The organism is Marseilla massiliensis, from assembly GCF_016899855.1.
Lineage (GTDB): Bacteria > Bacteroidota > Bacteroidia > Bacteroidales > Bacteroidaceae > Prevotella.
The window spans coordinates 1-8,061 of record NZ_JACJJG010000117.1 but is presented as its reverse complement, the minus strand read 5'-3'; the positions used below and the strand labels follow the sequence as shown (position 1 = coordinate 8,061).

Annotated in this window: 6 protein-coding genes; all 6 read left to right on the top strand. The window is 53.3% G+C overall.

The genetic code is table 11. The features are described 5' to 3' along the window. Nucleotides 1-31 precede the first annotated feature (31 nt). The 6 genes from H6A34_RS12660 (at nucleotide 32) to H6A34_RS12635 (ending at nucleotide 8,022) form a co-directional block, all read left to right on the top strand. On the top strand, nucleotides 32-877 hold the full coding sequence (locus H6A34_RS12660) for an aldo/keto reductase (RefSeq protein ID WP_205105814.1): 846 nt from the start codon (nucleotides 32-34) through the stop codon (nucleotides 875-877). Nucleotides 878-901: 24 nt separating this feature from the next. After that, on the top strand, nucleotides 902-1,747 hold the full coding sequence (locus H6A34_RS12655; protein ID WP_205105813.1) for an aldo/keto reductase: 846 nt from the start codon (nucleotides 902-904) through the stop codon (nucleotides 1,745-1,747). A gap of 414 nt (nucleotides 1,748-2,161) precedes the next feature. Further along, entirely contained in the window at nucleotides 2,162-2,680 is a 519-nt protein-coding gene (locus H6A34_RS12650; protein WP_205105812.1) for a methylated-DNA--[protein]-cysteine S-methyltransferase, read from the top strand. A gap of 192 nt (nucleotides 2,681-2,872) precedes the next feature. After that, nucleotides 2,873-6,598, top strand: coding sequence for a phosphoribosylformylglycinamidine synthase (purL, locus tag H6A34_RS12645; protein WP_205105811.1), 3,726 nt, complete (start codon nucleotides 2,873-2,875; stop codon nucleotides 6,596-6,598). A 124-nt stretch (nucleotides 6,599-6,722) separates the two neighbouring features. Next, nucleotides 6,723-7,268 carry a chromate transporter gene (locus H6A34_RS12640; RefSeq protein WP_021949281.1) on the top strand — a complete coding sequence of 182 codons (546 nt, stop codon included), beginning with the start codon at nucleotides 6,723-6,725 and terminating at the stop codon, nucleotides 7,266-7,268. Nucleotides 7,269-7,446: 178 nt separating this feature from the next. Beyond that, on the top strand, nucleotides 7,447-8,022 hold the full coding sequence (locus H6A34_RS12635; protein ID WP_021949280.1) for a chromate transporter: 576 nt from the start codon (nucleotides 7,447-7,449) through the stop codon (nucleotides 8,020-8,022). The last annotated feature ends 39 nt before the right edge of the window (nucleotides 8,023-8,061 follow it).

Genomic DNA, 8,061 nt, shown 5'->3' with positions numbered 1-8,061 from the left:
TTTGCAGCACTAACGAAAACCATTTATCAAGATGAAAGAAGCAAGACTTAACAACGGCGTAATAATGCCGGCAATAGGCTTCGGGGTGTACCAGGTACCGGCAAACGACACCGAGCACGTGGTGACCGACGCCCTTGAGGTAGGCTACCGTATGATTGACACGGCCTCCTCGTACCGCAACGAGCAACAAATTGGCGACGCTATACGCAACAGCGGACTGAAACGTGAGGAGCTGTTCATCACAACCAAACTGTGGGTGCAGGACCATGAGTATGACGACACGCTACGTGCCTTCGACCTGTCGATGAAGAAACTCGGGCTCGACTATCTCGACCTGTACCTCATACACAAGCCCTACGGCAACTATTACGCTGCCTGGCGCGCCATGGAACGCCTGTACAAGGAGGGGCGCATCAGGGCTATCGGCGTAACAAGCTTCTCAAGCGAGCGTCTGCAAGACCTCTTCCTGCACAACGAGGTGAAGCCCGCCGTTAACCAACTGGAGACCCATCCATTCTTCCAACAGCGTGAAGCCAACGCCTTCCTGCAGAGTGAAGGAATACAGCACGAGGCATGGGCGCCGTTCGCCGAAGGCCAGCGCGACATATTCAACAACCCTGTGCTCAAGCAGATTGCCGACAGCCACGGTAAGACTACCGGCCAGGTTATACTCCGCTGGCTCAACCAGCGCGGCGTGGTTATCATCCCCAAGTCGGTACACAAGGAGCGAATGGAAGAGAACTTCAACATCTTCAACTTCAACCTCAGCGACGACGAGATAGCCCGCATAGCCTCGCTTGACACCGGCCGCAGCCCCATCTACGACGACATGGACCTGCCGACGGTGCGCGCCATAGGTACGATGAAAATACACTGATCGCCCGATTTAATACAAAAGACAATGGAAACAACAAGACTTAACAACGGAGTTGAGATGCCGTTACTGGGCTACGGAGTATTCCTCGTGAGCCCCGAAGAGTGCGAACGTTGCGTAAGCGACGCCCTTGAGGTAGGCTATCGCCATATCGACACGGCCCAGGCATATTTCAACGAAGAGGGCGTGGGCGCCGCGATAGCCAAGAGCGGCATACCCCGCAACGAACTGTTCATCACCACGAAGGTATGGATTTCAAACGCCGGAGAGGACAAATGCGCCCGCAGCATTGACGAGTCATTGAAGAAACTGCGCACCGACTACGTAGACCTGCTGCTCATCCACCAGCAGTACGGCGACGTGTACGGCTCATGGAGGGCAATGGAGAAGGCGCTTAAGGAAGGCAAGGTACGCGCGATAGGCGTGTCGAACTTCCAGGCCGGACGCTTTGTCGACTTCGCTATGCACGTAGACGTAAAGCCTATGATGAACCAGTTGCAGTGCAACGTGGCCATTCAGCAGAACGGCATACAGCCCTACCTGGCCGAATACGGCACGAGGATGACGGCCTGGGGGCCGCTGGGCGGACAAGGCTCCGACGCCGTTTTCGGTAACGCCACGCTCAAGCAGATAGGCCTGAAATACGGCAAGACGACTTCACAGGTGGCATTGCGCTGGCTCACACAGCGCGGAATAGTGGCAATACCGAAGAGCACCCACAAGAGCCGCATGGCCGAGAACTTCAACATCTTCGACTTCAAGCTGGCTGAAGACGACATGGCCACGATAGCTGAACTCAACATGCACGACAGCGGGACGGTAGACTTCAACGACCCGAAGTTCATCAAGTATCTCGTCGAAGCATACGGATAATAGTCTGGCACACAGGTCTTTTACATACATTATACACTCCTGCGCGCCCCGTGTCGCGCAGGGACAAATTCCAAAAGGCGGCATTTTGCGATGTAAAATGCCGCCTTTTATCGTGTAACAGGCCGTCTTTTACAAGCCAAAAGGCGGCCTTTTACAAAGCCATTGGCTGCCAGACAGTTACGCACAGACAACAAACGGCATGGCAACAAGATTTTTTCGGGATTGAAGGAATGTTTTTTATACCATGCAACAAATATGTCGAAAAAAATACGTAAGTTTGCATTCAGCCAGCCCCAGGCTGTTACCTGCACGGCCACGCACCGCATCCAGCGCCACCGCGGCACGGCCCCGAGGCGGCAGAAGGCCTGAAACGGCCTTGAGTCTACAGTACTTACCGACATCAGGAAAAAAGACATGGAACACATCAAGACGGACATTTACCACTCGCCTTGCGGAGACCTGCTGCTTGGCTCGCTTGAAGGCAAGCTATGCCTGTGCGACTGGACAGCCGAAGGACGCCGCGACTTTGTATTGCGCAGACTTACAGAAAGGCTGCGCACGGACTGCGAGGAAGGAACCTCGGACATAATAACGGAAACCGAAAAGCAACTGGACGAATACTTCAACCGCCGCCGCACCGTGTTCGACATACCGCTGCTGCTCGTCGGAACGGATTTCCAGAAAACGGTATGGCATGCCCTTCTGGAAATACACTACGGCGAGACCGCATCGTACGCGGCCGTCGCGCGACGTATAGGAGCAGACAAGTCGGTACGCGCCGTGGCAAATGCCAACAGGGCCAACGCCGTATCCATAATCGTGCCGTGCCACCGTGTGATAGGCAGCGACGGCACCCTGACCGGCTACGGAGGAGGACTTGACACGAAAAGATACCTGCTTGAACTGGAAAACGGCGGCACTCTATGGCCATAAACGACCGCAACGGCCGCACGCCAACGCGCACGCCGCAACGACATAGCCCAACAAGGAGGCAACACTCTACTTTCTGCGCAAATACCCTCATTATTCAAACTTTCTTCGTTTTTTACGCAGAAAATACGTAAGTTTGCACCTTGATATATTATAACCACGAGCAAACGACAAAACATAACAAGATTATAAGATATGATTCTTTTTTTCAAAACCCCGTCTGAAAGCGTGATAGCGACCGAGGTCGACCATCAGCTTTCGCAAGAAGAAGTCAATGAACTGTGCTGGCTGTACGGCGACGCCACGCTGATAGACGCAGAGCATGTGGACGGCTACTTCGTAGGCCCGCGCCGGGAGATGATAACCCCGTGGAGCACCAACGCCGTGGAAATAACCCAGAACATGAACCTGAAAGGCGTGTCGCGCATAGAGGAGTACTTCCCCGTAAGCTCCAAGGACGCCGACCACGACCCGATGCTTCAGCGTATGTACGAAGGGCTCGACCAAAAGGTGTTCACCGTAAACCACGAACCAGAGCCAATAAAGCACGTTGACAACCTGGAGGAATACAACGAGCAGGAAGGTCTCGCCCTGTCGCCCGAGGAAATAGAGTATCTACACAAGATAGAGAAAGAGCTGGGACGCCCGCTGACCGACTCGGAGATATTCGGCTTCGCCCAGATTAACTCCGAGCACTGCCGCCACAAGATATTCGGCGGGGTGTTCATCATCGACGGCAAGGAGATGGAATCGTCGCTCTTCAACATGATTAAGAAGACGACAAAAGAGAATCCGCACAAGATATTAAGCGCCTACAAGGACAACGTGGCCTTCAGCGAAGGCCCTGTCATCGAGCAGTTCGCGCCCGAAGACCAGTCGACTTCAGACTGGTTCCGCGTCAAGGACATAGAGAGCGTTATCTCGCTGAAGGCCGAAACGCACAACTTCCCTACCACCGTGGAACCATTCAACGGCGCCGCGACGGGCACGGGAGGCGAAATACGCGACCGTATGGGCGGCGGAACCGGCTCGTGGCCGATAGCCGGCACGGCGGTGTATATGACGGCATACCCCCGTCTGAGCGGTGAGGGAACTGCCACAAGGGATTGGGAGAACATCCTGCCCGTGCGTAAATGGCTGTACCAGACGCCTGAGCAGATATTGATAAAGGCGTCGAACGGCGCTTCCGACTTCGGCAACAAATTCGGCCAGCCACTGATTTGCGGCTCGGTGTTGACCTTCGAACACAAGGAGGGCGACGAGAAGTACGCCTACGACAAGGTGATAATGCTGGCCGGAGGCGTAGGCTACGGCACCAAGCGCGACTGCCTGAAGAAAGAGCCTAAGAAAGGAAACAAGATTGTGGTTGTCGGCGGCGACAACTATCGTATCGGCCTCGGCGGCGGCAGCGTGTCGTCGGTTGACACCGGAAGATACTCTAACGGCATAGAACTGAACGCCGTTCAGCGTGCAAATCCCGAGATGCAGAAGCGTGCCTACAACCTTGTGCGCGCCCTGTGCGAGGAAGACACCAACCCCATTGTCAGCATTCACGACCACGGTTCGGCCGGCCACGTCAACTGTCTGTCCGAACTCGTAGAGGAATGCGGTGGCCAGATAGACATGACAAAGCTGCCCATCGGCGACAAAACGCTGTCGAGCAAGGAGATAATAGCCAACGAAAGCCAGGAGCGCATGGGACTGCTCATCGACGAGAAGCACATCGAGCACGTGCGCAAGATTGCCGAACGCGAGCGCGCTCCGCTGTATGTCGTTGGTGAAACTACGGGCGACGCCCACTTCAGTTTTGTCCAAGGCGACGGCGTAAGACCGTTCGACCTCGACGTGGCACAGATGTTCGGCCACTCGCCCAAGACCTACATGAGGGACAACACCGTAGAAAGGCATTATGAAAACGTAAGCTATTCACACTCAGATGTCGACAAGGCACTAGACGAATACGTCGGCCGTGTGCTCCAGCTTGAGGCCGTTGCCTGCAAGGATTGGCTCACAAACAAGGTCGACAGAAGCGTAACGGGCAAGATAGCACGCCAGCAATGCCAGGGCAGGATACAGCTGCCGCTTTCTGATTGCGGCGTTGTTGCACTTGATTACCGTGGCAACAAGGGTATTGCAACAGCCCTCGGACACGCTCCGCAGGCAGGACTGGCATCGCCGGAGGCCGGCAGTGTGCTTTCTGTTGCTGAGTCGCTGACCAATATTGTGTGGGCTCCGCTTGAGGAAGGACTCGACAGTGTGAGCCTCTCGGCTAACTGGATGTGGCCCTGCCGTTCACAGGAAGGCGAGGACGCACGCCTTTACAGCGCCGTAAAAGCACTCTCTGACTTCTGCTGCGCGATAAAAGTGAACGTGCCTACGGGTAAAGACTCGCTCTCAATGAGCCAGCAATATCCTGACGGACAGAAGATTATCAGCCCGGGAACGGTTATCGTCAGCAGTGGCGGACAGGTGTCAGACATTCGCAAAGTTGTATCCCCCGTACTGGTGAACGACGGTAAGTCGAGCCTTTACCACATAGACTTCTCATACGATGAGCTGCGCTTAGGCGGCAGCGCTTTTGCCCAGTCATTAGGCAAAGTGGGTGATGACGTGCCCACGGTGAAGAACCCCGACTATTTCCGTAACGCCTTCAACTCTGTTCAGGAGCTGATAAACAACGGCTGGATCATGGCCGGTCACGACATCAGCGCAGGCGGTATGGTGACTACTTTGCTTGAAATGTGCTTCGCGAATGTGGACGGAGGACTGGACATCAGCTTGGACAAGTTCGACTGTGAAGACATTATAAAGATTCTCCTGGCCGAGAATCCCGGCGTAATAGTACAGGTTTCGGACAACCATAAGGATGACTTCGAGGACCTACTCGACGACAACGGCGTATGCTATGCATGCATAGGACGCCCTGACACGTCGTCACGCAAGCTTAAAGTGAACAAGGGCAAGTTCACGCATGAGTTCGACATAGACGCAATGCGTGACGTATGGTACAAGACTTCATACCTGCTCGACCGCGACCAGAGCATGAACGGATGTGCCGAAGCACGCCGCGACAATTACAAGAAACAGCCGTTAGTCATGAAGTTTAACGACTCGTTCACCGGTAAGTTGTCACAATTCGGAATCTCGGCAGACCGCCGCGAGCCGACAGGAATAAAGGCAGCGATCATCCGCGAGAAAGGAACTAACGGCGAAAGGGAGATGGCTTACTCGCTGTATCTTGCCGGATTCGACGTCAAGGACGTGATGATGACCGACCTTATAACGGGCCGCGAGACGCTGGAAGACATCAACATGATTGTCTTCTGCGGTGGTTTCTCCAACTCTGACGTGCTCGGAAGCGCTAAAGGATGGGCCGGAGCGTTCCTCTTTAATCCGAAAGCGAAAGAGGCATTGGACAAGTTCTATGCCCGCGAAGATACCCTTTCGCTCGGCATTTGCAACGGTTGCCAGCTCATGGTTGAGCTTAACCTTATCAACCCGGAACACGAAAAGCGCGCCAAGATGTTGCATAACGACTCACGTAAGTTCGAGAGTGCCTTCCTTGGTCTCGACATTCCGCAGAACAACAGCGTGATGTTCGGCTCGCTGTCGGGCAGCAGTCTCGGTATCTGGGTAGCCCACGGAGAAGGCAAGTTCTATCTGCCTGAGGGCGAGGACAAATACAACGTCGTAGCAAAATACCACTATGCAGAGTACCCCGGCAACCCGAACGGCTCAGACTTTGCCGTTGCCGGCATTTGTTCTGCTGACGGACGACACCTCGCTATGATGCCTCACTTGGAGCGTGCATGCTTCCCTTGGCAGAACGCCTGGTATCCGTCAGACCGCCTTGCAGACGACATTACTCCGTGGATGGAGGCGTTTGTCAACGCAAGGAAGTGGATAGAAGAGAGAATTTAAGAATATAAAGAAGTTAGAGAAGTTAAAGAAGTTAGAGCCAAATGCTTTATTTGTTTAAGATTTACAAAGCTAATGGCTTTAACTTCTCTAACTTCTATATCTTCTATAACTCCCATATAAAATCATGTCCAACTTCTATTTAGAAAGCTTCAAGACGTTTTTCAAAATCGGATTGTTCACCCTCGGCGGCGGCTACGCAATGATTCCGATAATCGAGTCGGAAGTAGTTGACAAGCACAAATGGGTGGGCAAGGAGGAATTCATTGACATGATAGCCATCGCCCAGAGCTGTCCGGGAGTGATGGCGATAAACATCAGCGCCTTCATTGGCTACCGCCTGCGCAAGGTGAGGGGCGCGCTGTGCATGGCGTTGGGCACGGCCCTGCCGTCGTTTCTCATCATATTGGCCATCGCCATGTTCTTCCACCAGTTCGAGGACAACAAGGTCGTGGCGGCCATTTTCCGTGGAATACGCCCCGCCGTGGTAGCGCTGATAGCCGTACCGACGTTCAACATGGCAAAGAGCGCGAAGATAACGCTCACCAACTGTTGGATACCTATCGCCTGCGCGCTGGCAATCTGGATGCTCGGCGTGTCCCCGATTTACGTCATCCTGATAGCTGGAGTCGGCGGATATGTGTACGGGAAGTATATTAAACCGACTGAATAAGAAAATTAAGAATTAAGAGTTAAGAATTAAGAAAATATGTCTTGAAGGCTGTTTCAACGCTTAATCCACAGTTATCAACCTAAAAACAATGCATATTTTCATAACTCTTAATTCTTAACTCTTAACTTCTTAAGGCATATTTTCTTAACTCTTAATTCTTAACTCTTAATTCAACAACGTGATTTTCTTAGAGCTTTTCATAACATTTTTCCAAATCGGGCTGTTCGGTTTCGGCGGAGGTTACGGCATGTTGTCGCTAATCCAGGGAGAGGTTGTGCACAACCACGGGTGGCTAACCACGTCAGAGTTTACCGACATAGTGGCAATCAGCCAGATGACGCCCGGCCCTATTGGTATCAACTCGGCAACATATTGCGGCTATACGGCCGTACATAACGCAGGCTTCGGCTACGGAATGTCCATCCTCGGCAGTGTTACGGCCACGTTTGCGCTGGTGCTTCCGTCGCTGATACTTATGATACTGATTGCCAAGGTGCTGCTAAAGTACATGAACACGCCGGCCGTACAGAGTGTGTTCTCTGGTCTTCGCCCTGCCGTGGTAGGCCTGCTGGCGGCCGCGACGCTTCTGCTGATGACGGCGGAAAACTTCTCCGCGCCCGACATTAACCCCTGGCAGTTCTGGATTAGCTGCTTCCTTTTCGCGGCATCGTTCATCGGTACGATGTATTTTAAAATCAACCCGATACGCATGATATGCTATTCAGGCTTCGCGGGACTCGTACTTCTTTATTAAAAAGTTGACGAGTAGACAAGATACGAGCAGACAAGGAGA

Excerpts from the sequence above, each read along its gene's own strand:
- H6A34_RS12660 (WP_205105814.1), top strand. The coding sequence starts at position 32 with ATGAAAGAAGCAAGACTTAACAACGGCGTAATAATGCCGGCAATAGGC.
- H6A34_RS12655 (WP_205105813.1), top strand. The coding sequence starts at position 902 with ATGGAAACAACAAGACTTAACAACGGAGTTGAGATGCCGTTACTGGGC.
- H6A34_RS12650 (WP_205105812.1), top strand. The coding sequence starts at position 2,162 with ATGGAACACATCAAGACGGACATTTACCACTCGCCTTGCGGAGACCTG.
- purL (WP_205105811.1), top strand. The coding sequence starts at position 2,873 with ATGATTCTTTTTTTCAAAACCCCGTCTGAAAGCGTGATAGCGACCGAG.
- H6A34_RS12640 (WP_021949281.1), top strand. The coding sequence starts at position 6,723 with ATGTCCAACTTCTATTTAGAAAGCTTCAAGACGTTTTTCAAAATCGGA.